Origin of the sequence: Providencia sp. PROV109 (assembly GCF_033681625.1) — a bacterium.
Classification (GTDB): domain Bacteria; phylum Pseudomonadota; class Gammaproteobacteria; order Enterobacterales; family Enterobacteriaceae; genus Providencia; species Providencia hangzhouensis.
Genome location: NZ_CP096320.1, coordinates 544,704 through 569,909, shown reverse-complemented (window position 1 = coordinate 569,909; position 25,206 = coordinate 544,704). Strand labels below are relative to the sequence as shown.

The 25,206-nt window shown below is 38.6% G+C and carries 22 protein-coding genes and 2 tRNA genes; 10 read left to right on the top strand and 14 right to left on the bottom strand.

The annotated features are described in order from the left end of the window. Nucleotides 1–35: 35 nt before the first annotated feature. Nucleotides 36–1,163: an aromatic ring-hydroxylating oxygenase subunit alpha gene (locus tag M1F25_RS02520; RefSeq protein WP_094962720.1), complete on the bottom strand. Its 1,128-nt coding sequence runs from the start codon at nucleotides 1,161–1,163 to the stop codon at nucleotides 36–38. Nucleotides 1,164–1,482: 319 nt separating this feature from the next. Between M1F25_RS02520 and M1F25_RS02515 the strand changes: the two genes are divergently transcribed. Next, a complete protein-coding gene (locus M1F25_RS02515) occupies nucleotides 1,483–3,042 on the top strand; it encodes a BCCT family transporter (RefSeq protein ID WP_196725611.1) in 1,560 nt (519 codons plus the stop codon). Nucleotides 3,043–3,129: 87 nt separating this feature from the next. On the opposite strand, the gene rimI is transcribed toward M1F25_RS02515, so the two are convergent. Together rimI and M1F25_RS02505 are read right to left on the bottom strand one after the other, a co-directional pair. Then, nucleotides 3,130–3,582, bottom strand: a complete 453-nt coding sequence (rimI, locus tag M1F25_RS02510; protein ID WP_102140296.1) for a ribosomal protein S18-alanine N-acetyltransferase — start codon at nucleotides 3,580–3,582, stop codon at nucleotides 3,130–3,132. Continuing rightward, on the bottom strand, nucleotides 3,551–3,961 hold the full coding sequence (locus tag M1F25_RS02505) for a DNA polymerase III subunit psi (RefSeq protein WP_102140297.1): 411 nt from the start codon (nucleotides 3,959–3,961) through the stop codon (nucleotides 3,551–3,553). The genes rimI and M1F25_RS02505 overlap by 32 nt, the downstream gene beginning before the upstream one ends. A 133-nt stretch (nucleotides 3,962–4,094) precedes the next feature. On the opposite strand from M1F25_RS02505, the gene rsmC reads away from it, so the two are divergent. From rsmC to M1F25_RS02490, 3 genes are all read left to right on the top strand, one after another. Beyond that, nucleotides 4,095–5,108 carry a 16S rRNA (guanine(1207)-N(2))-methyltransferase RsmC gene (gene rsmC, locus M1F25_RS02500; RefSeq protein WP_181489201.1) on the top strand — a complete coding sequence of 338 codons (1,014 nt, stop codon included), beginning with the start codon at nucleotides 4,095–4,097 and terminating at the stop codon, nucleotides 5,106–5,108. A gap of 196 nt (nucleotides 5,109–5,304) precedes the next feature. Next, nucleotides 5,305–5,390 (top strand) — tRNA-Leu (locus tag M1F25_RS02495). Nucleotides 5,391–5,454: 64 nt separating this feature from the next. After that, a tRNA-Leu gene (locus M1F25_RS02490) sits at nucleotides 5,455–5,540 on the top strand. Between the two features lie 194 nt (nucleotides 5,541–5,734). On the opposite strand, the gene M1F25_RS02485 is transcribed toward M1F25_RS02490, so the two are convergent. The 6 genes from M1F25_RS02485 to M1F25_RS02460 all read right to left on the bottom strand — a co-directional run bounded on the left by M1F25_RS02485 (nucleotide 5,735) and on the right by M1F25_RS02460 (nucleotide 12,173). Further along, nucleotides 5,735–5,989 carry a DUF1435 family protein gene (locus M1F25_RS02485; RefSeq protein ID WP_164564541.1) on the bottom strand — a complete coding sequence of 85 codons (255 nt, stop codon included), beginning with the start codon at nucleotides 5,987–5,989 and terminating at the stop codon, nucleotides 5,735–5,737. Between the two features lie 118 nt (nucleotides 5,990–6,107). Then, a complete protein-coding gene (locus M1F25_RS02480; protein ID WP_181489199.1) occupies nucleotides 6,108–6,638 on the bottom strand; it encodes a GNAT family N-acetyltransferase in 531 nt (176 codons plus the stop codon). Nucleotides 6,639–6,845: 207 nt separating this feature from the next. After that, nucleotides 6,846–8,285: an alkaline phosphatase gene (gene phoA / locus M1F25_RS02475; RefSeq protein ID WP_004905768.1), complete on the bottom strand. Its 1,440-nt coding sequence runs from the start codon at nucleotides 8,283–8,285 to the stop codon at nucleotides 6,846–6,848. Nucleotides 8,286–8,466: 181 nt separating this feature from the next. Next, nucleotides 8,467–10,035: an alpha/beta hydrolase-fold protein gene (locus M1F25_RS02470; RefSeq protein ID WP_232058940.1), complete on the bottom strand. Its 1,569-nt coding sequence runs from the start codon at nucleotides 10,033–10,035 to the stop codon at nucleotides 8,467–8,469. A gap of 58 nt (nucleotides 10,036–10,093) precedes the next feature. Further along, a complete protein-coding gene (locus tag M1F25_RS02465) occupies nucleotides 10,094–10,708 on the bottom strand; it encodes a DUF3156 family protein (RefSeq protein ID WP_226617023.1) in 615 nt (204 codons plus the stop codon). Next, nucleotides 10,683–12,173 (bottom strand): APC family permease, encoded by a 1,491-nt coding sequence (locus tag M1F25_RS02460; RefSeq protein WP_094962716.1) that lies wholly within the window; start codon nucleotides 12,171–12,173, stop codon nucleotides 10,683–10,685. The genes M1F25_RS02465 and M1F25_RS02460 overlap by 26 nt, the downstream gene beginning before the upstream one ends. Nucleotides 12,174–12,570: 397 nt before the next feature. On the opposite strand from M1F25_RS02460, the gene M1F25_RS02455 reads away from it, so the two are divergent. Continuing rightward, complete coding sequence (locus M1F25_RS02455) at nucleotides 12,571–13,236, top strand: helix-turn-helix transcriptional regulator (protein WP_094962715.1); 666 nt, start codon at nucleotides 12,571–12,573, stop codon at nucleotides 13,234–13,236. 162 nt (nucleotides 13,237–13,398) lie between these two features. Here the strand turns inward: M1F25_RS02455 and M1F25_RS02450 are convergent, their stop codons facing one another. From M1F25_RS02450 to M1F25_RS02435, 4 genes are all read right to left on the bottom strand, one after another. Next, the gene (locus M1F25_RS02450; RefSeq protein WP_094962714.1) at nucleotides 13,399–14,892 is read right to left on the bottom strand and encodes an aldehyde dehydrogenase family protein; all 1,494 of its coding nucleotides are present in this window, start codon (nucleotides 14,890–14,892) and stop codon (nucleotides 13,399–13,401) included. 28 nt (nucleotides 14,893–14,920) lie between these two features. Continuing rightward, entirely contained in the window at nucleotides 14,921–15,289 is a 369-nt protein-coding gene (locus tag M1F25_RS02445) for a cupin domain-containing protein (RefSeq protein WP_096865186.1), read from the bottom strand. A gap of 51 nt (nucleotides 15,290–15,340) precedes the next feature. After that, nucleotides 15,341–16,645, bottom strand: a complete 1,305-nt coding sequence (locus tag M1F25_RS02440) for an NAD(P)/FAD-dependent oxidoreductase (protein WP_112307778.1) — start codon at nucleotides 16,643–16,645, stop codon at nucleotides 15,341–15,343. Nucleotides 16,646–16,983: 338 nt separating this feature from the next. Beyond that, nucleotides 16,984–17,727, bottom strand: a complete 744-nt coding sequence (locus tag M1F25_RS02435; RefSeq protein ID WP_004905785.1) for a helix-turn-helix transcriptional regulator — start codon at nucleotides 17,725–17,727, stop codon at nucleotides 16,984–16,986. Nucleotides 17,728–17,991: 264 nt separating this feature from the next. Here M1F25_RS02435 and M1F25_RS02430 point away from each other — a divergent pair, with 264 nt between their 5' ends. Beyond that, a complete protein-coding gene (locus M1F25_RS02430; protein WP_181489197.1) occupies nucleotides 17,992–18,936 on the top strand; it encodes a nucleoside hydrolase in 945 nt (314 codons plus the stop codon). Between the two features lie 44 nt (nucleotides 18,937–18,980). Here the strand turns inward: M1F25_RS02430 and M1F25_RS02425 are convergent, their stop codons facing one another. Further along, nucleotides 18,981–19,967, bottom strand: coding sequence for a glycosyltransferase (locus M1F25_RS02425; protein WP_096865187.1), 987 nt, complete (start codon nucleotides 19,965–19,967; stop codon nucleotides 18,981–18,983). Between the two features lie 292 nt (nucleotides 19,968–20,259). Here M1F25_RS02425 and M1F25_RS02420 point away from each other — a divergent pair, with 292 nt between their 5' ends. The 4 genes from M1F25_RS02420 (at nucleotide 20,260) to idi (ending at nucleotide 24,639) form a co-directional block, all read left to right on the top strand. Further along, the gene (locus M1F25_RS02420) at nucleotides 20,260–21,174 is read left to right on the top strand and encodes a DUF808 domain-containing protein (protein ID WP_110592455.1); all 915 of its coding nucleotides are present in this window, start codon (nucleotides 20,260–20,262) and stop codon (nucleotides 21,172–21,174) included. A gap of 372 nt (nucleotides 21,175–21,546) precedes the next feature. Further along, nucleotides 21,547–23,304, top strand: coding sequence for a nitrate/nitrite two-component system sensor histidine kinase NarX (gene narX / locus M1F25_RS02415; RefSeq protein WP_181489195.1), 1,758 nt, complete (start codon nucleotides 21,547–21,549; stop codon nucleotides 23,302–23,304). Nucleotides 23,305–23,323: 19 nt separating this feature from the next. Then, nucleotides 23,324–23,980, top strand: a complete 657-nt coding sequence (gene narL, locus M1F25_RS02410; protein WP_004905790.1) for a two-component system response regulator NarL — start codon at nucleotides 23,324–23,326, stop codon at nucleotides 23,978–23,980. 143 nt (nucleotides 23,981–24,123) lie between these two features. Continuing rightward, nucleotides 24,124–24,639, top strand: coding sequence for an isopentenyl-diphosphate Delta-isomerase (gene idi / locus M1F25_RS02405; protein WP_181489193.1), 516 nt, complete (start codon nucleotides 24,124–24,126; stop codon nucleotides 24,637–24,639). Nucleotides 24,640–25,206: the final 567 nt, after the last annotated feature.

The window sequence follows — 25,206 nt, the reverse complement described above, 5'->3', positions numbered from 1 at the left end:
GACTTCTCCTTTTATTTTTATAATAAATAACGTGATTACTCAGTGTGCGCACCAGCGACGATTTTATGGAAATGGGCAACGCCGTGCTCGCTGATCCCGCTACGTTGCCTATCTGCCATAATGCGGCCTTGGCCACGATAACCCCGTGAGCGTAATCCTTTTTGTACACTTTCTACCAAGCGCAGATCTTCTGGGCGGAATACGGTGCGATACCATTCCACTAAGTTTTTCTGATATTCAGTCAGTTCTTCATTGAGGAAATAAATATCATAGTGCTGCAAGGTTTCCCCTGCGTTCACTGGAAACTCATAAATTACCGTCATGAAATCCCCGCCTGGAGGCATATTGAACATGGTGCTTGGCCAAATCCAAAAACCGAAGAAACGTGGGTCTAAAACAGATTCATCAAACTGATAGGAGGATTCAGAGGGTTTTGCCTTGCCAATTTGAACAGTCCAATTATCCAATAATTGGTGTTCGTATACGTTGACATCCACGGAACTGGCGAAACTCACATGATTGGTTGGGCAGTGATAACATTCAATATAGTTATCAACGATAGTTTTCCAATTAGCAGGAGTATGGCTAACAAAACGCGCTGCCAATTTTAAATCGCTAATGACTCCACAAGCTTCTTGCATTTTTTCGGCTAAGCCAGGAAGTTGCTCTTCAATAGGCTGAGGATCACCTACAGTCATATTTACATAGATAAACCCTGCATGTTCAATAACATGGAAGCTACTTAATGACATTGCATCGGCTTCAAAATTATTCACATTTTCACAATTAGTCGCATGTGCTAATTGGCCATCTAGCTTGAATGCCCACGCGTGGTAAGGGCAAGTAATCACATTTTTGACTTTGCCACTTTCGCCGCTGATCAACTGGTGTCCACGGTGTGGACATACATTATAAAAACCACGTAATACATCATCACGACCACGAACAATCACAAGGCTTTCGCCAATGAGCTCACGAGTGATATAGGAATTTTTTTCTTTTACTTCACTAACATGAGCGACACAAACCCATGAATTAGCAAATATTTTTTCTTTTTCATACTCAAAAACATCATTAGACGTGTAATAACGCGCAGGGATTGTCCATGCGTTATCAATATCAAGGTGATCATTAATCGAAATGACTTTAGCTGCATTGCTCATAATTGCCCTCACTTATGTAAACTTATAGTTAACATCTTTTTTGGGAATGTTAATGCAGATCGCATTAATGATCAAATGAAATATTGATAATTTTTTAACCAAAAACGATTAAGTTAATAATAACAATCAGTTAAATCAATCACCCTTAACTCACCTGTTAATAATTGGTTAATTTCTTGTTGACTGCACAATCTTTGCATGGCTATTCTTTGTAAACCAAAAGTAGCATCTAATAAAAAAGTATCCTTAAAACACAACGAGTATTCCCTGCAAGCCAACTCTCATAAAAGAAAAATAAGTGAGCAACTGGAGAAGAGGTATGATGAATAACAAAAAATCCGTATTTTACGTGTCGCTAGCTTTTAGCCTAGCGTTAATCAGTTTTGGTGCATTTATTCCTGATAAGCTGGAAGCTTTTTCAAATTCCGCCTTAAGTTTTATCTATAACAATCTAGGTTGGTTTATTCTAGGTTCCGTTTTTATCTTTTTCAGCTTCTGTATGTTTCTTGGTTTTTCCAAATTTGGTCACATACGCCTTGGCGATGATAATGACAAACCGGAATACCGTACAGTCACTTGGATTGCGATGTTATTCAGTGCCTCAATTGGTATAAGTTTGATGTTCTGGGGGGTAGCAGAGCCTGTTTCCTATTATATCAGCCCGCCGATTGGCCAAGGTTCAACAGAACAGTCTGCTAAAGCAGCCATGCAATATGTCTATCTGCATTGGGGTGTTTCTGCATGGGCCTGTTATGCGCTTGTCGGTGTAGCTTTAGGCTATTTCCAATTTAGAAAAAAACTACCATCTTCACTCAGCTCTGTTTTCTATCCATTGATTGGGGATCGGATCTACGGCTCTGTCGGGAAATGGATCAATATATTGGTGATGTTATCCGTCGTCATTGGTATCGCCACATCATTAGGCTTTGGTACACTACAAGTTAACAGTGGTATGAATTACTTATGGGGATTGCCCATTAGTATTTATGTACAAATTGGTTTGATTGCTATTATTACTGTTGTTTATATTGCTTCGACGATTTCCGGATTACAAGGGGCAATAAAACATCTATCAAACTTAAATATCATACTTGCTCTCGGATTAATGGCATTTATCTTTCTATCTGGTCCAACCCAAACTATCTTAAAAGTTTTATTCCAAGGTATTGGAGACTACGTCCAAAATTTTGTCAGTATGTCATTTCGTACTGAACCCTATAATGACGGTACTTGGATTGCTAACTGGACACTGTTTTACTTTGGTTGGTGGATAGCATGGGCACCGTTAGTGGGCAGCTTTGTGGCGCGTATATCGAAAGGAAGAACAATTAAAGAATTTATGATTGGCGCAGTATTTATTCCTGTATTAAGTGCTTTTGCATGGTTTGCAGTTATGGGCGGTTCTGCCATCCATTTAATTCAAAACTTAGGGCAAACCGCACTAGCAGATGCTGTAAAAACCGATGTCACATCTGCACTGTTTAAGTTCTTAGATTATTTCCCTGCATCGACATTTATTAGTGTCTTAGCTATTGCCTTGGTACTGATTTTCTTTATCACATCAGCTAACTCGGCGGTATTTGTACTGGGAATGGTCAGTGAAAATGGGAACCCAAATCCGTCTCATGTCACTAAAACCATTTGGGGTGTCATTATTGCAGCAATCGCGATCGTACTAATTATGACCGGCGGATTATCTGGTTTGCAATCTGCACTGGTCGCCATGGCTGTACCGTTATCCATCATGATGCTAATTATGTGTTATTCCACATATAAAGGCCTCAATGAAGAAGTTAACGCACAAGCTGCGGCAAAAAAAGAGTTAAAAGATAATATCCAACTAATTAATAAACCTATTCTTCCTGAAATTGAAAAATAGTCGTCCATAAAAGCACAAAACCCCAATATGTTATGACACATATTGGGGTTTTAATTATATTAATAATAAATTATTCGTTACTTAAATTTATTCATCAGAAAATAGAGTCAAAGCAAGTACTAAAGCATCTTCTCGGCCTTTTTTGGCGGGGTAATAATCTTTACGCACCGTCACTTGGTGAAAACCTAGCTTATCGTATAGATGCAAAGCAGATGCATTTGATTCCCTCACTTCTAACCATAACGTGAGAATACCTTTCTTTACGAGTTCTTCAATGAGCTGTTCTAGCAACAAACGGCCATAGCCTTTCCCTTGGTAATCAGGGTGTATGGCAATATTAAACAGCGTCGCTTCATCAAGAACACACTGTGTTATTGCATAACCAACAATTTGATTATTAACAGATATTTTTATGTTATGGTACTTTTCCCCTTGGTTCCCATAAAAAACTCGCTCAGTCCATGGAAAATCATGGCTCAACTTCTCAATTAAGTACGCAGTTGCGAGATCAGATTGCTTTAGTGTTGAAATTTTCATCATATTGATAAATTTGTTTCCATAGTGCCCGTTTAGCGCTACAGCTTGTACTTAGCTCAGACAAAACGGGTGAAGTAAACATGATTTTTGAACCTTCAGGCTGGATTTCATCACCTAATACCCAACATGGTGTTATTATTGGTGTTGGGATTAAACCTAGTTGCTCTGAATTTACACAAACCACATCGTCCTGTGCAATATTCATGGAAAGAAAAATATCTTTTAGCAATTGGCTATTTAAATCAAGGTTCTCATCAGTAATAATAATAAGCTTAGTCGACGCTGGGATCCTTACACCACGCTCACCACGTAACACGGCAGGATTTCTCACCATCCATTGAGTGATCCCCAGTTGTTCTAAAAGCCTGTCACGTCGTGTCATTTGATTTTCCAGTCGCAATTTTACAACCACATCTTATCAAAGGGGATCAATAGCGCCAACAGAGCAATGCTATTTCTCTTATCTTTGGTAAGATGTCATCGGTTTTTTTATTATTTTAGGAGATTGACAGAATATGTCATTACTGACACCTGCCAGCGAAGTTATTCAACGCCATCTCGAACATTTTACAGATCGTCATGTCATTTTGGCCGGTGACATTCAGGATGAGCTCGCTGCAACCTTAGAAGCGGCTAGTGTTCGTGTCATCACCAACCAGTATCATCACTGGCAGCGTTTACAGCCGTTAATGGGAGATATGGCGTTATTCTCTGCCACTACGCCTGCGGAATTTATCCAGCCTTGCGATACTCTCATTTATTTTTGGCAAAAAAACAAGCAAGAAGCCTGTTTCCAACTCGATGACCTTTGTACTCATCTTGCTGCGGGTAGCCAAATTTTTATCGTCGGTGAGAATCGCAGTGGTGTTAAAAGCGCCGAATCCATTATGGAGGGGATCGCTAACTTACAAAAAATTGACTCCGCACGTCGCTGTGGCTTGTACTATGGTGAATTAGAGCAACCAACCACCTTTGATATTGCTCGCTGGTGGCGTCATTATGAACTTGATAATGTTAGAATTAACGCATTACCAGGGGTGTTTAGCCATAATGAGCTTGATATCGGTAGTGACCTACTGTTATCAACATTAACCGATCCAATGAGTGGTGATCTGCTTGATCTTGCTTGCGGTAACGGGGTGATTGCCGCGGTGATCGGCTCACAAAACCCAGAGATCAAACTTACCTTAAGTGATGTCAGTGCGTCTGCACTAGATTCCGCAGCATCCACTCTTGAGGCCAATAAACTGACTGGTAAAGTCATCGCTAGTGATGCCTACTCAGATATTAACGATAAATTTGATTGGATTATTTCTAACCCGCCATTCCATGATGGCCTAAACACCAGTTATCGTGCGGTTGAAAATATGATTTACCAAGCCCCTAAATACCTGAAAAAAGGGGGCCGCTTGCGGATCGTTGCGAATGCTTTCTTACCATACCCTGATTTACTCGATAAAGCTTTTGGTAGTCACGAAGTACTTGCAAAAACGGGAAAATTTAAAGTTTACCAAGCAGTTAAGCGTTAATTTATACACGAGTAATTTAGGCTAAAGCACAATTTATCATGCTTCTCATTGGCTGGTGATCCTTCACCGGCCATTTTTTCATCAATCAAAAAATACTTCATAAAAAAATTATTGACGTTCGTCGAAATTAGCCTAAAATCCGCACCACCTCATTAGCAGGTAAAAAGTATCGTTGTATCAAAATTGAGTTAGGCATGCGAGGGTGGCGGAATTGGTAGACGCGCTAGCTTCAGGTGTTAGTGTCCTTCGGACGTGGGGGTTCAAGTCCCCCCTTTCGCACCACTAACTTTGGATAAATCACATTAATGTAGTATTGATGTGACAGTATTATTGATGTGACAGTATTGCGAGGGTGGCGGAATTGGTAGACGCGCTAGCTTCAGGTGTTAGTGTCCTTCGGACGTGGGGGTTCAAGTCCCCCCTTTCGCACCACTGGTCAGTCATTTTTTTATAACATCTTGCCCTTTTGACCTTCTCTGTAATGCTAACACTGCCTTATCTGACTATTTACTATAAGACAATAGTAAATCATTTGAATAAACCGTTATATTGAATACCATTCAATTATCAATATCTTTCGATACCACTTTCTTCTGTTCTATTTAATTATTAATTAGATTATAGAGCTACCTTTGTAGTACAAAGGCCATCATAAAACATGCAAGTGAAATCACAGCTGGGATAATCAATAAACGACGAGAACCGCGATTAAATAACATCCCTGCAGTTGCTACCATCATGATAATCATAATGATTTTTATATTATCTAAGCCCATATTATTGAGTACATAAGCAATGCTCAACAATATCACAGCAAAGACTCCCCAAAGGCCAGCGCCTATACGCTTTAAACCTGTGGTTTTTGATATGCTAGTTGGCATAGTGACCTCAACACTCTTAAATGATAATGATTATCAATAATATCTAGTTTTTAGTAAATTTCAATGCTTTTTTTATTCCACTCCCTATAAATTAACACTTATTTTACAAAATAAAAAATTACGAAAATAGATAAATAAAATGAATATCTTCGGGCTCTAATGCAAATAATTCAGGATCAGGTTGTGCAATTAAGGTGCAGCCTAGGTGTTGATAAAAATGCACTGTATTTTCTGAAGGCGTCGCAGAAATATATAAGCCCTTTGCCCCTTTTTGCATCGCTATTTCAGCGCATTGTTGGAATAACATCCCTGCTAAACCTTGGCCACGGTACGAGTGGCTCACATGCAGGAAAGATAATTGCAGTAAATTTTTTTGCTCACCGCGCCACACATTATCTAAACTTGCAGCAGCAATTAGCTTGCCCTGCTCAAAAACCCCAAGAAATATCGCCCCTTGGTCATAACTTTCCAACAAATGAGGGGTATAGGCTTCAGGTTCACCTTCTGGCCAACCTTTCATATCAAACCGTTGTTTGGATAGCACCAATTCGCCATTTTGATACAGATAAAGGTTTTCAATTAATTCAGTGCGGTCGATAGACCAAACAGATGGGATTTCATCTCGTTGTAGTTCGCGAACTTCTCTCATTATGCCATTCTCATTATTTGTGCCTATGAAGAAGCACATTTATTGTTATCAGATGATTCAATTTCTCAAGATAACGGATAAAAAAAGAAGTGCAAATATTTAGTAAGTTTATTGAGGAACGGTTGAAAAATAAGGAGAAAATATACTAGAAAATAAAAAAATCCCCCGCAACATCCTATTGCGGAGAATTTTCACTACAGGGTTGGTTTATTGCTTCAATCCCATTGCATCGCGCATGGTAAAGAACAAATCAGTTTGGTCAGTTAGACCCATTACATTTGCCGCATGTGGGCCATAAGCCGCCACACGTAACTGAGCACCGGTGTGCTCTTGAGAATCATCTTCTTCAGAGTTACCGTAATTTACCACCATCACAGAGCCGTCTTTAGTAATCAACGCTTGCGTTAAGCCCGTTGATTTTGTTCCTTCTGGAATAATTTGGCTTGAATGTGAATGGTCAGCAGTCACGATAACTAATGTATCACCATGTTTTTTAGCGAAATCTAAGCCGACTTGTACAGCTTGGTCGAGAGCAACAGTTTCACCAATTTGGCCACATGGGTTTGCTTTATGGTCTTGCTTATCGATAGAGGCACTTTCAACCTGCAAGAAGAAACCATTTGGGTTGACTTCTAACAGCTCAATCGCTTTTTTCGTCATTTGAGCCAATGTTGGTGCATTAGGGTCTAACTTCGCATTCGGTTTACATTCCAATGGCGCATTGTTGATATTACCGTAGTGAACCGCTTTCGGGCCTTCCCATGCAACGGTCATGTTACCATCATGGAATAATCCCAGAACGGGTTTATCTTGATTTGCGACTTTGATGCTATCTAATGTTTTAGCATCACGCACAATATTGTACCCACGCTCAATAGCCTGTTGTTCCAGAGTTTTGCCTTTGTAGTCACCCGCCTTTGCTTCTTGTTTGAAGCTCTTAGCGCCACCACCAAGCGTGACATCAGGACGAGTTACCAACAGTTGTTCTGAAATTGAACCACGACCGCCATTTTCTAGCGCGTTAGCCGCACATTTTTCTGTTGTTTCCTCAGGGCCATAACATTTACGCGCACTCACATGCGAAAATTGCGCAGCAGGCGTTGCATCTTGAATCTCGGAAGTTGTGACGTTACCCGTCGCTTTACCATTACGTTTAGCTATCTCAATTAATGTTTCATGATCATTACCAAATACATCAATCCCTAATGCACCATTGTAGGTTTTCACACCGGAAGACCACGCGGTGGCAGACGCCGCAGAGTCAGTTACATAGTCGGGTTTTTGTGTTTTTTTATCTAACGCATAATGGGTATATTGGCCTGTGATTGGCAAGGCATCGATACCTTTAAAGAACCCTGAAGCGCCTTCTGCATAGTTACGAGCAACAGTAATCTCAGAGTCACCCATACCATCACCAATAAATAAAATCACATTTTTGGCTTGGCCATTGTGAAGTGCGGCTTTCATGATATCAGTTTGCTCTGTCGCTAAACGACGCGCACCACCAAATTTGGTGATATCACCTTGCGCTGCACGATTTTCTGACACCGCATCATTTTTATCAGCCGCGTAGGCAGGGACTGTACTCCCCAAAATTAAAGTACTTACCGTGACAGCTAAAAGGGATTTCATAAAATTACCAGTCATAACTGTTTCCTTGCCAATCAATAATGAAAAGAGAAGATGTATATTTCAAATAATGAAAGGCATGCTAAAGGAGCCAGATGACAGTTGAATGACGCTTTTATGGCGAAATGACGACGTTAGTCATAAATGTGAAAAAGCAACTAAATATAAGCTGCTTTTTGTGAATGAGCATTAGGGCTATTTACCATTGTGACGCAAGTTGGTTTGTTCCCTCATAAAGTGTTTCACACCAAGAAACGTAGTCGTGCCCGCTAGGGAGTTCAATGGCATCAACTTGATAACCTTTATGTTTTAGAACATCGAATAACCGGTAGTGGTTTTGAATAATTCCCCCCCAACTACCACGTTGTTCAAAAAGGCCAGCCTCAAGGAAAAAACGGATCGGTTGTGTTGGCATCATTTCGATTTCACGAATCAACCATTCAGGGTCTTTATCCTTCGGAGCCCACCAATAAGATCCTGACATGCTAATGACATTACCGAAAACTTCAGGATGCTGTAACGCATTCCATGCCGCCCCAAGCCCTCCATAACTGGAACCCGCAATAATCGTATGGCTTGCAGGTGCTTGAATTCCCATTTCCGCGAGTTGGGGCATAAGTTCATCCGCCAGCAACTTAGGAAAGGCATCATTAGGAGGAAGCTCATCACCACGACGCACTGAATTGATGCTATCCACAAATACAATATTCATAGCAGGAAAATTCCCCTGATTTATCCACTTATCAAAGAATTTCTCCATCTGATAGTCTTTCAGGTAAATTTGCCCATCTAATAACACCAATAGCGCCGGAGCTTTCATTGATATATTAGGCTGATAAACCGTTATTTTTCTTTCGTTTTTTAATACCTGGCTCGTCAACGTAAATGTCTCTAAACGGCCTTTAATCTGCCTGTTTTCTACATCAGGGAAGTGACATTGGCGTATGTTCGGTACCAATGATAACAACGAAAAACGGTTATATTTATCGACGCGTTGCGAAGGAATAACATGAGAATTATAAGGATCAGACTGCGCTGTGACTAAAATCGCTTTACGTTGAGCAAAGCCGCCCTCAGGCACAGAAGGTATATCCGGTGCAATTTTATATTGTGATAACGTATCATTAGGAATGATAAAAGAACGATACCAAATATCCGTTCCCGCCAAGTGGGCCATTCTTTCGTGATTACCTGACGGCGCCCCTAGAATATAGGCATTTGCTTTCGCGCCACGCCAAAGAAATGTCACGCGTTTTTGTCGATTTGAAAACGCCTCAAGCAGGGGGGTTCCTTGCGCGGCGACAGCTTGCCAAAATGCGCTTGTATCACCATTTTGATAATGTTCATCAAGCAAACTTTGTAGCATCGGGCTAATAGGTTCATTATCTTTTTTAATGGCTAAAGGCTGATACTGGCTGATGTCAAACTTTAATTGCCAAGGTTTACCCGGCTCACCATTCAACGCTAGATAATAAACCCCATTTTCTGATACTACATAATCTGCGCTATGGGGCTCTTGTACTGAACCATACTCTTGCAATGCACGCACTGGCTGCTTATTGGAATCCAATAACAGGACCTTGGAAAGACCTTCACCACGTTGTTTTATAAAATCTTGCTGTGATACTTCAAAAGATAAGCAACTATGACCTTCGCTATCATGCACCCCTTCAGCAAAGGAAAGCTCAGATAAACGTATGCAGTCAGAATGCGTTGCCATTGCAGCAGATGACAACAACATACAACCTAAAAGAGGCAAAGATTTCACATCAAATTCCAGCAAGTCAATTGATAATAATTATTACTATCAAAAAACTCTTTTAAACTCAATGGCTCACAGCACGTTTTTCCATCAGTTGGTTAATTAACTGCAGCGCACTCAATAAATAATAACGTTGTTTTTGTATTAATCTCAAATAACGACGAGTCGCTGGGATGCGGCTCACCATTTCTGATGCCGTATAAGGCTCTATTTCACAACGCCAACGGCCACTGCTAAACTCTATCTTGCAATGATTAAATTCCAGCTCTTCTAATGTTTGCCGAATAACGGGGTATTCATTCAACCACTCGATAACTTTATGACCATCCATTTGTTTCGATACAAAATGGATATGTTTTTTCTTTATACTCCCACGGGTTTTTACTTCAATTTTTGCATTGATATTATCAGCACACTTGCCAAATACCGCAAAGCGGCTATATACGATAAAAGCGAGAAACAATTTTCTTGGTCGCTCAGTTACCTCAATGGTTAGCTCAGGCTGAGGCTGTACAAGGAGCACTCCGGGTGCTCCCCACTCACATGGATAAGGCGCCATGTCCTTTTCAACACGGTTAAGTGTCAATCCTGTTTGATATCCGGCAGGCAAACGTTGCTGAGTGAGCTTACCGATTCTTTCCCACAAAGATGGTTTAGGCGAGGTTACGTAATGGCTCAAGTTGGCCTCCTTCCATTTCTTCATCAGCAAAGGAATTCGATAAAACGGATTCAACATCTACAGGTTTAAATGGGTTAACTTTCTGTACGAAAACAGTCCAAATTAATGCATATCCTGCTGTTAAACCTAACATAATGGCAAAGGGAATATAGACATCCGACTTATTCATGCCAGGAGGAGTGATATACACAATAGCTAAAATAATTCCGACACTCGAAATAATTTGCGGTATAGGGAAAAAAGGCGAACGATAGGCACGATGTAAGTCAGGTCGACGAATGCGCAATAACACCACTGAAATCGTTACCAACAAGTAAGCCGTCCCCCAAGAACACACTGCCGCCAGTACCAATGGAATGATACGGTCAAGGTCACCTTGAATAGCAAAAGCGTGCAAACATGGGATCATCACAGCGACTAAAATACCGAATACCGGGGTTTTGAAACGCGGATGCAAATAAGCAAAAATACGTGGCAATGCCCCATCAAGCGCCATTCCATAAAGAATACGAGGAACCGCTGCCATTAACGTATTAATGGTTGCTCCACCAGCCAATAATAATGCGACACCTATCCAATACTTCCCAAACTCACCCATGACAATTTCAGCGAATGCAGGGATTGCCATCGGTGTTTCAAGTAAGCGTGTGCCTGTTTGCGGGTCAACGACCACATTTTCCACTTGGTTCGCTAGAGCTGCACCGAATAACACCATACAGAGTGCGACGCAGAATAAACCCGTGGTCATCGCGCGAGGGATCACCTTGGCAGAATTTTTAATTTCAGGCGCCATTGGAGTAACAAGTTCACAACCAACAAACATAAACATTGCCATCCCCACAAAACTAAGGATGAGCGTTGGATCCGTATTGAGTGGCTGACCAAACCAGCCGTCCATATCGACATGAAACGGCAACATCAAACCGCTCACACTAAAAATCACTAACGTAGACCACATGGCGAATGTCAGTACAACCTCGACCTTACCAAAGGCCTCAATACCAAATGCATTTAAAATCCCAAACGTGACAACTAATCCCACGCCGACCATCCAAGATGAATTACTGGTCTCTAGGACAGTATTGAGATGCTCAAAGTTAACGAGCGCCATAATTCCTGAAAGGATCGTTTCGGCAGTTCCTGCAAACACATGCACAATCAAATAAGCCGAAAGTGCGCCAGTTATCGCCCAAAAACGCCCCATTCCACACGATATATAGTCATATACCGACCCTGAAGTTGGTAGAATAGCCGCAGCCTCCGAAAATGTGGTTAGCTGAGCTTGCATCATAATGAAGCTGAATAACACCGCTAGGGCGAATGTATCACCACCAATACCGAATCCACTCGTAACGGTTAAAATAACGGGGCTAGCCATAATCAAGCCGGCAGAACTCGCCAATGTGGTCGGAAAGCCAACTTTCCCTTTTTCTAAATGTGTCGACAATTTTGAGGATAAATTCATTTTACATCCCTCTCACTCTCTACTCAGCCATAAATGTGAATTTTTTGTAAAAACAAAGTAACTACATATCCACTATAGAAATAAGCCTAAACAAGCTGCTATCGTCCTAAAGAACGATACCTAGAGAGAGGGGAAATAAAATGCAACTCGCGAAAAGTACCCATATTTTGAAGGGCAAAAAAAATAATCAAAGTAATATCAATATGTAGCAAATAAATTACTCATTAATATATTAATAAACAACTCCCTAAAGATACCAAAAAGCACCAAATCAATATTGATGGGGTTTTCATCAGTTTTAAATACTGTTATCAACTTCACGTTATTAATATGTTTATTTTATGTTAAACGCATTAAGAGGCATGATAATAATTCGATTAATACGCAAGGGAATATGATGACTTCACCATTATTCGAGCCTCATCAACAAACATTAATTGATTGCTGCCTAAATACCATTGCTCATATTATTCCGGTTTCCGCATTGGTGTATTACCTTGTAAATGATCATTGCCAGCCAGATAACTACGTTCTTCATGGGATCTCAGCAAAAATGCACGAAGAATATCTCACTTATTTTCACCAATTAGACCCTTTGCACCCTGACCATTTTCGCAGTGATGACTTACGCTTAGTGAGAATGGATTCTGAAATACGCCAACAAAATCAGGCTTTTTTCCATGATTTTATGCAGCCAAATAACATGGCTGATATGGCAGAAATATTTATTCGCCGTAAAAATAAAATTATTGCGGGGATTTCGGTGCTGCGAGACAGCCCATTTAGCCAGCAAGAAATCATGCGATTAAATGCTATCTTGCCTGTCGCTGAACTAATGACATTCGATGTGTTACCCGACTCGCTAGTGTCTTATACCCCTAAAGAACAAGAAATCATCCATTTAGTACGGGAAGGCGCAAGTAATAAGCGAATTGCATTATTATTGGGAGTTTCACTATCAACAGTGAAGACTCACTTACGCAATATCTTCACTAAAGCGAATGTGACAAACCGAACCGAGCTTGTATCATCAGGGTTTATCATTCGCCAAGAAAAGCTCTAATTTGTTTAACGACCACCTACGGCATCTATTTTCATCGCTTTTTCGACAATTAATCATTATCAACCTTCTTCATAACTCACGCTTTTACTTTCCCTGTATTGAAATACAAAAAACCCGGCACGATGGCCGGGAAATGTTGATTAATTAAATATAAATCGAACACTAATAACGCACCATGACAGATTTTAACTCTGTGTAATACTCAATAAAGGCGCTACCAAATTCACGGCCAATACCCGATGATTTAACACCACCAAATGGGACTGCTGGGTCAAGGAAGGTATGCATATTCACCCATACGGTTCCCGCTTCAATGCGTGAAATCATACGCATCGCTTTACTGAGATCATTTGTCCATAAACTCGCAGCTAAACCAAATGGAGTGCTATTCATCATCTCAATAAGTTCTTCTTCATCATCGTAGCTTAAGAAAGTCCCTATTGGCCCAAATGTTTCCTCTTTCATCAATACATCATTTGGGCTATTAGCACGAATAATGGTTGGAGGCACAAAATACCCAGCACCTGCAATGGGCTGACCACCATAAATAATTTCACTGCCATCTTGGCGAGCTTTTTCAAATAGACCTAAGATTTTTTCATAATGCGCTTTATTTGCCAGCGGCCCCATTTCGGTTGTTTCATCTAATGGAGAACCCACTTTCATCGCAGACAAACGCGTTTTTAGTTCTGCTAGTACTTCATCCATCAATTTAGAGGGAATATAGAACCGCTCAGCAGCTGCACAAATTTGCCCTTGGTTTAGATATCCCGCTTCAATAATCCCATTAACAATTTTTTCAACCGGTAGGTCAGCTAAGAATGCAGCGCCGTTTTTCCCACCAAGTTCAAGTGTGACTCGGGTTAATTTACCTTCCATCGCTGAGCGCCCTACCGCCAGACCTGTTGGTACTGAACCCGTAAATGTCACTTTAGAACAAAGTGGATGATGAATCAGTGCAGGCCCAACTTCACGACCACCACCATTCACGATATTAATTACACCGTCAGGTACCCCTGCCTCTTTCGCTAATTCCACCACCCTTAGCATAGTTAGCGGGGTAAATTCACTTGGTTTCAACACAATCGTGCAACCGCATGTTAAAGCGGCGGCTAATTTCCAAATGGAAATCATGATCGAAAAATTCCAAGGAATGATACCGGCGACAACGCCAACGGGTTCACGCTGAGTAAATGCAGAATATTTCTCACCATTAAAAGAAGGCAATGAGACATTCAATGTCTCTCCACTGATTTTTGTCGCCCAACCGGCAAAATAACGCAAGAACTGGGCAGATGAGCCCACTTCAAGAAAACGAGATAATTGAATGGTTTTACCTGAACATAACGTCTCTAGCTGGGCTAATTCTTCAAGGTGTTTTTCAAGTAGATCAGCAAGGCGGTTTAAGCAATTCCCTCTTTCCATTGGTGTGGTATTTGCCCAAACCCCTTTAAATGCGGTATGAGCCGCATCCATTGCGGCATCAACTTCGGCTAAAGTCCCTTCTTTTACTTTAGCAATAACCTGTTCAGTGGCAGGGTTAACAACATCAAAAAAAGTATCGCCCTTGCCAGAAACCGGTAACCCGTTGATAAAATGGCCGTGTTGACGCTTCAAGAACTCGCTGACTTCTGGTAATAGGGTTAACTCACTCATTGTTATAACTCCACTCAATAGAAACTAATTAGGCATTTACACAAGCTAGGTAATGTTTTACGAAGCGTGGTGTATCAATTTCCCATAAAACTTCAGTACCTTTCGCAGCAAACCATGTATCGCCTTTATGGTATTCAACCGTCACACCAGTTTTCACATCCGTTAACTTCACCGAACCTTCATGGACTGTCGCCATTTCATCAAATGGATACACCATCTTGAACTTACCTTTAGTGCAAGCAAAAATACCACAGGTTAGATTATCCGTTGGTTCACCGTGGATCATCGCAACACTCGCTTGAGGGTCGCCTTCAACAACCACAGAACCTAAATTTGTCACGCTACCAATATTTAATAGTTCTGGCAGTGGTTTGTTTAACAGTAATGGACTAATCATAATTTTTTTACCTTTAATCGATTTAAATAAACTAGTTAGGCGGATAACGAATTAACGGCGACCTTGCCAATAACCGGATGTTTGATGCATTATTTTTGCCAGTGAAACAATCACATTACGCATGCTATCTTTACCAATAATATTGGCGTGCGGGATAGAACTCATTAAGTCATAACGATGAGAACCTTCTACCATCCCTTCAGCCAGGACTTTGCACACAATCTGGCTAGGCGTAACACCAAAACCTGAATAGCCCTGTGCATAAAACACATTTTTATGTTGTGGTAATGAACCAATTTGTGGAAATAAATTTGCACTACATGCCATTGGTCCACCCCAAGCTAATTCAATTTTGACGTCTTTGAGGTAAGGAAAGACTTTTAGCATTAGGTTACGATTCCATGCTTTAAGGTCAGATGGAATGTATTCAAGAAAATGCGTTGAACTGCCGAATAAGAGGCGATTTTCATTCGTCACTCGGTAGTAATCAATAACTGGACGAATATCACTATAAGCACCACGGATTGGGCTAATTTGCTCGATCAATTCATCAGGCAGCTCTTCCGTCATTAATTGATATGCATAAGTATTAATGGTCTTAGGGTAAATCGTCGGCTCAAGGCCATTTAAAAATGAATCACAAGCCCACAGCATTTTTTGTGCTTTGACCGTTCCCATCGCAGTTCTAACCTTGATGGTATTACCATACTCAACATTTAATACTTGGCTATTCTCAAATATTTTAGCGCCATATATTTCACTAACCGCTTTCGCTTCACCTAACAATAAGTTCAATGAATGTACATGCCCACCGCCCATGTGTTTGATACCACAGGTATAAGCATCAGAACCAATAATCTGTTTTAGTTCTGAGCCACTGTAAAATTCAATTTCTTCCTCAGGATCGACAGACTTGAAATCTTTTAGCCAACTACGCAAGGTCTTTTCTTGGCGCTTATTGCTTCCTAAGTATGCATAACCACGGCAAAAGTCTGCATCAATATCATATTTAGCGATGCGATCACGCATGATCCCTGCGCCCATATTACTGAGTTTAAAAATTGTTTCTAAACCCTCTGGCCCGACATATTTTTTAATTGCATCGATATCATGACCAATACCCGCCATCACTTGGCCGCCATTACGCCCTGAGCCACCGTAGCCAAGATGCCGTCCTTCCAAAATAGCGATATTGGTAACCCCTTTCTCACACAACTCAAGTGCGGTATGGATCCCAGAAAAGCCGCCACCAATAATCACGACGTCAACATCAAGATCTTCCTTTAATGTAGGAAAACGTAAGTCATATTTCTTAGTCGCAGCATAGTAAGTTAATGATTCTACTTGGTTATTCATTATGGATACCCTGTTTAGTATCTTTCGATAACCTGATTATCTTAACCTTACATTAACAATTACATATCCCTTTAGGGACATTCGAAACACAAAGTTAACAATTGTGATGCAAGTAGAATATTTAAATTATAATAAAATTTATAAAATCAAAAAATATAAGATTATAAACAATTAGTTATACAACTATTACCATATTAATAATGATGATTATTAATTGAATTTTAGTTTATTAAGGTCATCTAGACAAAAACAAAAAAATAACGCAGCAATAAAAAAGATAACAGCCATAAAACACTTTTAAATCATTAGGTTAAAATAAATATAAAAACACATTATACTTAGCTTAACCTATTCATTAATAAGTTAAATAATTCAACCTGTGAATTAATACTTAATTTTTGATAGATATTCTTACGGTGATTTTTCACTGTCCCTAAACTAATGAAAAGTGCCTGTGCAATTTGTGGTGAACCTTTGCCCGCTAAGATTAATTCGACAACTTCACACTCTCTCGGTGTTAACCCAAATCGTGTTTGCATGTCTGTATTTTGGTAGTGATTCGACACCGAAGAAGGAGAAACATCTTTATGAAGTTTGACCATACTACGAATGATATCGAAGGCGTCTTTAAGTGGCGCTTGCGTATATTTTTCCGAGAAAAAAGGCCTATCTTCATTACCAAAAAAAATACCTAACTGCCTATTAGTTGAAATATCTAACAGCAACCCTGCCTCATCGCACCACCCTGTTTTACGATAAAAATTGAGATAATAGTCTGTATGATAAAATCCTTTAGGTGCGAGTTCTTTTAGTGTTAATACTTTAGAAGCCCCGCCTTTTTGGATTTCTTGGTAGAATGGGTCCATTAAATAAGCACCTCGTTGATAGATTCTGTTAATACTATCGCTATTACGGCGCTCTACTTTGGAAAGAAATCGAGGTGGAGCTCCTTTTTCAAAGGAGTAAACAATCGCATTATCGAATGCAATAAGTGAAGACAACCATGATAATAAATTAGGATAAAACTGATTAGTTGCAACAGAATCAATAACATCAGGTAATCTTTCTAGATAGTTCTCCATTCTGCCTCCTCAATCATTAAGTCGTTAATAAAACCATCTGGGCGGTTTCATTTATATTGCTTAAAACTACATAAAGAACACATTATCTTTATAAACTCAACACGATTGTTATTAATATGTTAATCACATCACTCTCCATTAGTAACCCTAATGAATAATTTCATTACATTAGTATTCATAAAAATAGAACTTACATCACATAAAAATAAATATATCCATATATTATGTCAATTAAACGTAAATAACCTAATAAATGGAGAAATAATGTCTAACAATAAAATTATTATCGATTGTGACCCCGGCCACGATGATGCAATGGCAATTTTCTTAGCATTAGGCAATTCAAATATAGAGTTACTTGCGGTAACTACAGTCGTCGGAAACCAAACATTAGATAAAGTTACTCATAACGCACGCGCAATTATGGAATTCGTTAGTGCAAATGATATCCCTATCGCCGCAGGTTGCTCTAGGCCACTAGTGAGAACAATACAGACTGCGCCAGAAGTTCATGGTACAACAGGCCTTGACGGTACTCATCTCCCCGATCCCAAGCTCCCTATTGATCAGCGCCATGCTGTTGACCTAATTATTGATACACTCAAATCACATCCGCCTAAAACAATTACTCTCGTTCCTATTGGGGGGCTAACAAATATTGCTTTGGCAGTGAGAAAAGCACCTGAAATTGTAGAATTAGTAAAAGAAGTTGTTTTAATGGGAGGAGGCTACCATACAGGCAATCGAACTGCAGTCGCTGAATTCAATATCCTTATAGACCCTGAGGCTGCTCATATCGTGTTTAATGAAACTTGGCCTATCACTATGATTGGGTTAGATCTTACACATCAAGCAAAGCCAGACGACCAAATAATGGGAACAATTGCAGCGTTAAATACACCTGTAAGTGATTTTGTTGTTGAATCCCTAAATTACTACACTGCAGGTTACCGCAGACGTAATGGCTATACTAACCATGCCCCTGTCCACGACCTATGTGCTGTTGCTTATGTTATCGACCCATCCATAATGGAAACGATTAAAGCTCCGATTGATATCGAACTGCAAGGTGCTTTAACAACGGGTATGACGGTGACTGACTTTCGCCACCCCGCTAAAGCAGATTGCCACACGCAAGTCGCTACAAAGTTAGATAACCCAAAGTTATGGGATATGTTTATTGCTTCTCTAAAGCAATTAGCAAAATAGAAACAAAAAAGGTAGCCTATAAAAATAGCTACCTTTTCAGTAAATTATGATTTGATAATTTCTTTTAGTTTTGTGTAACGTCTAATTAATCGCCATTTTAATTTTACTGTAGTTGCATGCGCCCACACAATTTGCCAATAACCCTTATCAAAAAATAGTTGTACCATTTCCTTCTGTACATCTGGTGATTTGATGGCTAATAGCGCTTGAATCACCCCTAAGCCTTCCTTTCCTACCTGCCATAAACAAGCAGGGGCTTGTTTAACTTGTTCAGGATAACGCTGGTAAATATTTAACAGCATATCAATAATCTTCAAATAGGTTTTTATCTTACGGACTGAGCGCTCATCACCACTCAATGAGTGTGAAACAGATTGGTTATGGATTAAATATCGATAGTATTGTTCATTAATAAATTGCACGCGCTTTGCTACGAGCAACACTTCTGTTGTCCAAGGAATGTCTTGGTGATGTAATTTGGGCTCAAAGAAAAATTTGTGTTGGCGCAACATGTCTAAACGATATAAATTCAGCCAAGTTACATGCAAAAACTTGCGTGAACTTAAGCCAATTTCAAGCCACTCAGGGCCTGAAATCACCCCAGTTGACGGGACTTTATTCGGTGGGAAAATTGCCTTTGGAGCATCGCCATTAGTATAAACATAAGTCCCATTACAAGTTGCAACATCGAGGTCATTTGATAATGCGATTTCTAATAAACGCCCATACATTTGTGGGCTAATTTCATCATCAATATCAGGAAATGTAATGTATTTTCCCGTAGCCTCAGCCATCCCCGTATTACGAGCAACTGAGACACCTTGGTTTTCTTGATAAAGCACTTTCAAATGTACAAATTTATCTGCATAAGACTTAATGATATCTTCACTTTTATCTTTAGAGCCGTCATTTACAACAATCAGCTCCCAATTTTCTAACTTTTGCGCAATTAAGCTATCAAAAAACTGAGGTAAAAATTTTTCACCATTATATACAGCAACGACAATACTCAAAACTGGCTGAGAAGACATGTATTAACCCTATACCTATCTATTAAAATTTATTTATAAACTAAATAATTAAACCGAATATAAAGTAAAATAGCAGATAGCAATATGTTACTTTACTAAAATTAATAAGTTAGAAAAGAAAAAACCATATTGGTTCCACTGTCATAAAAATTTAATAATTCAAAATTCAGACTTATCAGTTGCAGTGGAATTATCTTATTTGTACATATGGTTTATGTTGTAGTGAACTAATTATCCATTAACTGACCTAATAAACATTAATGACACCTTAAAAAATATTGAGGATACCCTTGTGGCTGGAAGTAGCTTACTCACATTACTTGATGATATTGCCGCTGTACTAGACGATGTTTCCGTCATGACGAAAATGGCTGCCAAAAAAACCTCTGGGGTTTTAGGTGATGACCTCGCGCTAAACGCCCAGCAAGTCACAGGTGTTCGTGCAGATAGAGAGATTCCTGTTGTTTGGTCCGTTGCTAAAGGGTCATTTATTAATAAATTAATACTTGTTCCTTTAGCGTTATTAATCAGTGCCTTTCTTCCTTGGGCTATCACACCACTACTTATGATTGGTGGAGCCTACCTTTGTTTTGAAGGCGCAGAAAAAATAACTCATAAGCTCTTGCATTCTAACGTAAAAGATACTGTTTCCCAAAATCAATTACAGTTATCAGAAGAACAACTTAAGGAATTTGAAAGTAAAAAAATTAAAGGGGCTATTCGTACTGATTTTGTTTTATCAGCCGAAATTATTGCCATCACACTAGGTATTGTTTCCACTACCACTTTTATCAACCAAGTGGCCGTACTCTCTATCATTGCTATCGTAATGACTATCGGTGTATATGGCTTAGTTGCAGGGATTGTCAAATTAGATGACTTAGGCTTTTATTTACAGAAGAAAACCTCTTCTTTATTAAAAAAATGTGGTAATTCATTAATTTATGCCACTCCTTATCTGATGAAAACATTATCTGTTGTAGGGACTGCCGCGATGTTTATGGTCGGTGGTGGTATTCTAACCCACGGTATCAGCTATATTTCAGAATGGATCACCGAAATATCCTTTACAGCAACCTTAACGCCTATCATTGGCAGTACTATGCAGTTTATCTTACCAACTATAATTAATTTATTTTTTGGGCTAGTAACAGGCCTAATCCTTGTTGCGATAATCTCACTATTCAAAAAATTTAAAAAAGCTTAAAACAAAAAGGTAGCTCTATCGATTAGGGCTGCCTTTCTTTCTATCATTGATATGATTATCAAAGACACTTTCGATGTATATTATTTTACATATTGATTTACTTCGATATTTAAACTGATCTAAATCAAAAGAAACTCATCTTTAATTTACGCTATAATACGTAAACCTATTTCCAGTCAAACCAAATTTAATCTTATATATCAATAAATAAAAGCATAAAACTTAAAGAAAAATTTTATTTTTTATTCTCTATATCGTTATAGGTCCAAAAAACTACTACCAAAGTAGTATATTTAATATTCGACCCTTTATGAACAATACGAGAAATATGCATTTTAAGTTCGCTAGCGCTACTCTTTAAGGAAGTGACACATGCCCACACTGTATCGCCGATTTTCAATTATTAACCAAGTGATCGGCCTTATGCTACTTATTGCGATCTTAGGAATTATTGGGATGACGATTTCCAATCGAATGATTTTAAGTGTGCAGGGTAACGCTCATGCAATAAATAAATCTGGTTCACTACGAATGCAGAGCTACAGATTGCTTTCTCTAGTCCCTTTAAATACCCAGAATCAGCGTTATCTCGATGCATTAGAATCTGACCTCATCAGCCCAGAGCTGACTCAAGTTGTAAAGATCGAAAATTTAACGCCTCAATTTGATGAACTCTACAATTATTGGTTACATATCTTAAAACCCTCATTAATGGAAGCAAATACACCTAACGATGCAAGATACGAAGTTATATCATTTGTAAGTAAACTAGATGAATTAGTTCATAACATTGATGAGAAAACGGAAAGAAAGATTGCTTATGTTGCCATGACACAACTGATTTTCATCAGTTTAGTATTCTTATTACTTATGGGAACTATCTGGCACCTGAGAAGAAAAATTTATTACCCATGGGTTAAATTATTATCAATGGTCAATGCGATTGGACGAAAAGATTTTAGCCAACGCTACCCTAAAAATAATAGGCAAGATGAATTAAATGCGCTAGGAGAAACTCTGAACCAGATGTCGGATGAATTAGCGCTAAGTTATCATCAGCTTGAAGAAAGAGTCGCAGAAAAAACTGCAGACTTAATCACAAAAAATAAGGTGTTATCTTATTTATATCAATCAAACCAAATCCTTCATTCCTCGGATCCCCTCTACTTGCGATTACAAAAAGTTCTTATTGAACTAGAAAACATTACCATACTCAAAAATCTGAGTTTACGGTTGTATGAAGAAAGCAATGAAGCATATTTTCATGAAATATGCTGCCATTCAACCGGGTTATCTGAAGCGAATACAAAGCAACTAAAACAACAAGTCACAACCGAGAAACCTCTTAGCTTGCAATGGGATTTATCAGACAATATGCATCGTTATGGCATTATTATTGGTGAGATTGAAGATAATCAAATACTTTCAGATGAACAAAACAATCTCGTTTCTGTTTTAGCAAAACAAATTTCTGGCATGTTAGCAATGGAACACCAAATAGAACAACAGCAACAGTTGCTTATCATGGATGAACGTTCTGCTATTGCCAGAGAACTCCATGACTCTATCGCCCAGTCTCTATCTTGCTTGAAGATGCAAATTAGTTACCTGCAATTACAACCTGAACCATTACCAGAAAAGCCACAACAGTTGTTAACGGAAATGCGCAGCGAGATTAATACCGCATATAGTCAATTGAGAGAGCTATTAACCACATTTAGGCTTAAATTAACGGAGCCAGGTCTGCTCCCCTCATTAGAAAGTACCATTAATGAATTTAGCGAACGTATGGGGTATAAAATAGACTTAAATTACGACCTACCCGCAAAAAGTATTTCACCGCATCAATCTATTCATATTATACAAATAGTCCGAGAGGCATTAACCAATATTTTAAAACATGCTAATGCAAAATGGGCTGAGGTTTCATTAAACCAGTATGATGGTATTGTGACTATTACAATTACTGACGATGGTACAGGGATCACGTCAAATACTGATAAACTTAATCATTATGGGCTTATTATTATGAGAGAAAGAGCATTAAGCCTTAATGGCAACTGTTGTATTACACCTAGGCCTCAAGGTGGAACAGAGGTAAAAGTTACCTTCCCTTTATCTGACGCTTAACATACCGGAAAAATCATCTATGGAAAATACAAATATAGTGAACGAAAAATCAACCATTCTACTTATTGATGATCATCCGATGCTAAGAAATGGAGTCAAACAATTGATTAGTTTGGAACCTTCATTACAAGTTATCGGTGAAGCGGGAGATGGTAAAACAGGTATCCAAATCGCTGAAGAGCAAGATCCTGACCTTATCTTACTGGATCTCAACATGCCAGGCATGAATGGTTTTGAAACTCTTGATGAACTTAGGAAGCGAGAGCTGTCAGGTAGAATTATTCTTTTTACCGTTTCTAACTATAGTGATGATTTAGTCAATGCACTAAAAAGAGGTGCAGATGGTTATTTACTAAAAGATATGGAACCTGAAGAGCTTATCGTAGCCCTTAAAGAAGCAGCAAGCGGTAAGTTAGTTGTCAGCCCAACATTAGCATCTGTACTTGCTGAATCACTAAGAGATAACACCACACAGGATGACAATAATATTGCCTCATTGACACCAAGAGAAGCCGATATTTTAGAACTGATCTCTCAGGGTTTATCAAATAAAATGATAGCTCGTAAACTAGATATTGCAGAAAGCACAGTAAAAGTACATGTTAAACATTTACTTAAAAAACTCAATTTAAAATCAAGGGTTGAAGCTGCAGTTTGGGTTTTACAACAAAAATAATTTTTATACTCGCAGCTATATAACCTTATGATAGCTGTGAGTAAAGAATAATTATGTTCATTAGTAAATAGCTCTAATATGCAAACTTATATTTTTAATTATACTAAACTACTGAAATCATTTTATGAAGGAAAATAATATAAATGGAAGATGAATTAATTTTAGTAAATGAACATGATGAACCTATTGGTGTTATGCCTAAATTATTGGCGCATCAACTCGGTCATCTGCACCGAGCATTTTCAGTATTTATTTTTAATGAGCAAAACGAGCTACTGATTCAACAGAGAGCTCTTCATAAATATCATTCAGCTGGGCAATGGGCAAATTCTTGCTGTAGCCATCCTAAACCTAATGAAGATACTCAGAAAGCCGCTGAACGTAGACTTCAAGAGGAGCTAGGCTTTGCCACTCCATTAACGCATATAGGTTCCTTAATTTATAAAGCTGATGTTCAGGGAGGATTAATTGAACATGAGTATGACCATATCTTTATTGGACATTATAACAAGAATATCCAACCAAATAGAGAAGAAGTCTCATCTATAAGGTGGGTAAATATTACTCAATTAAAACAAGAGATCCTTCTTAATCCTGAAGTTTTCACACCGTGGTTTAAAAAAATATTGGAAGAATTTCCTTTATTAGATTTCAAATAAATATGTTTTATCATATTTTTATTTATAACTTAATTTTCTAATCTTGCATTTTAATTATAAAAATACTTATCTAAACCTAGAAATATTATAAAAATACATTATAGAGGAAAAATAATTTAATTAATTATTCTTAATATCATTAATTAATAATAGCACTAGTTTAATTTCAGGGTAGAAGCATGATAAATTTGTTAATATTTAATATTTAATATTTCACCACCCTCAATAATAAATATTATCCTTAACTTTAACTTATCAAATACATTCTATTTATCAGTAAACTTCCCTTATATTATCCTATTTATATAATAAGTAATCATATAAAATTCACTACAACCTTGCTCACTATATTTTTTGATTCTACTACCAGATATCGTTTAATTACCATACCAAATGAGTTGTTACTCACTACTTTATATCTGCTAAATACATTCCCCATTTCAATACATTAGCAATAAGTTAGCTATTCTATGGTATACAATACTATGTATTTAAACGTCCAACTCCCATAACTAGTGAGCTGTTACTCACTACTTTGCATTCACAATATCCATTCAGCACACCAAT